At 40.4% G+C, this 1,499-nt stretch carries 1 protein-coding gene; it reads left to right on the forward strand.

The features are described from left to right. Nucleotides 1-141: 141 nt before the first annotated feature. The coding region (locus tag BN338_RS02040) for a glycine zipper family protein (RefSeq protein ID WP_039758578.1) at nucleotides 142-1,499 on the forward strand (1,358 nt) is incomplete at its 3' end.

Below are 1,499 nucleotides of genomic sequence, written 5' to 3' on the forward strand. Positions count from 1 at the left end.
CGGGAATGTCACAAGGAGGCAGTGCAAATCTGTCTGTCGTGAAAAGTCAAGAAGAAATTGATGCTCTACCAAAAGAAGCAAATTTTATTGTTACTGATATCGATGGTAAAAGAATTGTTATAAGCAGATAGGTTATGTTTCATGTTTGAACTTAAAGATTATGATAAATCACGTCTCCCTGAATGGGCTAGGAAATATAAAGTGATTGGTATTGCTAGAGATGTTCAAAAGGCAACAGATATCCTTGAACTTAAAGATTATGATAAATCACGTCTTCCTGAATGGGCTAGGAAATATAAAGTGATTGGTATTGCTGGAGATGTTCCTAATACTCAAAAAACGTACGATGATTTTTCCTTTGATGATAAAGATCTTACGTGGGGGGATGCTATTATGAGTCATGGTATATCTGGTGCTTCTGCAGGATACAGTGATGAAGCACAAGCACTTTGGGAGGCTGGACCTCTTAATTATTGGCGTGGTAATAAACAAGCAGAGGAAACATATAATAGACAGGTAGCTAGGCATCGCGCTTACCTAAAAGCCTTGGCAGAGAAATATCCTATTTGGTCTAATATTGCTTATGGTGCTGGTTCACTTGTACCGACAGCACTATCATTTATCCCTTGGCTAGGAATTTTAAGAGCCGGTTCAGTGGCAACATCAGCGTTTGGAAATCTTGGTAAGGCGGCACTTTTAGGAGCAGGTTCTGGAGCTTTGCACGGTTCTGGAGCAGGAGATGGTCTTGATGGTCGTCTTGTTTCGGCAGGAACTGGTGCTAGTATTGGGGCTGTCGCTGGTCCTCTTGGTTCTCTTGTTGGTACAGGTGCTTCTCGATTGGTAAGATCAGCGGGAAAGGGATTGCAAAATGCTCCTTTTATACGAGGATATTTAAATCCTGCTCATAAGCAATTTCAAACCAAAGCGGTTAGGGAAGTTGCAAAAACGTTACATGATGATGAAGTTAAGAATGTTGCAGAGAGTCTTGCCAGTGCACCACGCAATGCATTTTTGACAGATATTAGTCCGAATTTAGAGGTATCCCTTGCAAATATGGGGCAGAAAAATACGCAGGTTTCGAAACTTTTGCAAGAAGCACACGATAAACGAATGCGTCAAGCTACAACCCGTCTTAAAAAATCGGCAGATGAAAACATTACCCCTCTACGAGATACGAAGGATTTTAAAAAAGCGCTTGAAGAGAAAGGGGCAAGAGAGCATGGACCACTTTATGCAGAAGCATACCGTATTCCAATAGATAAAAAGTATTATGGGGATCTTAATAATCTTTTTGAACTTGAAGTCGTTCAAGACGCTCTCAAACAAGCAGCTCAAACCTTAAAAAGGGACTTTCGTTATCCAAAACTAGAACAGTTTCGTTCAAAAAAGTTTCCGCATCTTACATATAAGCCTACGATGCAGTTGTTAGATGAAACTAAAAAGGCTCTCGATAGTCTTTCCAACATGTATGATAGGGCAGGTAATAAACACCTAGCTAA

The sequence above is a fragment of the Bartonella queenslandensis AUST/NH15 genome, from assembly GCF_000312585.1.
Taxonomy (GTDB): Bacteria; Pseudomonadota; Alphaproteobacteria; order Rhizobiales; family Rhizobiaceae; genus Bartonella; species Bartonella queenslandensis_A.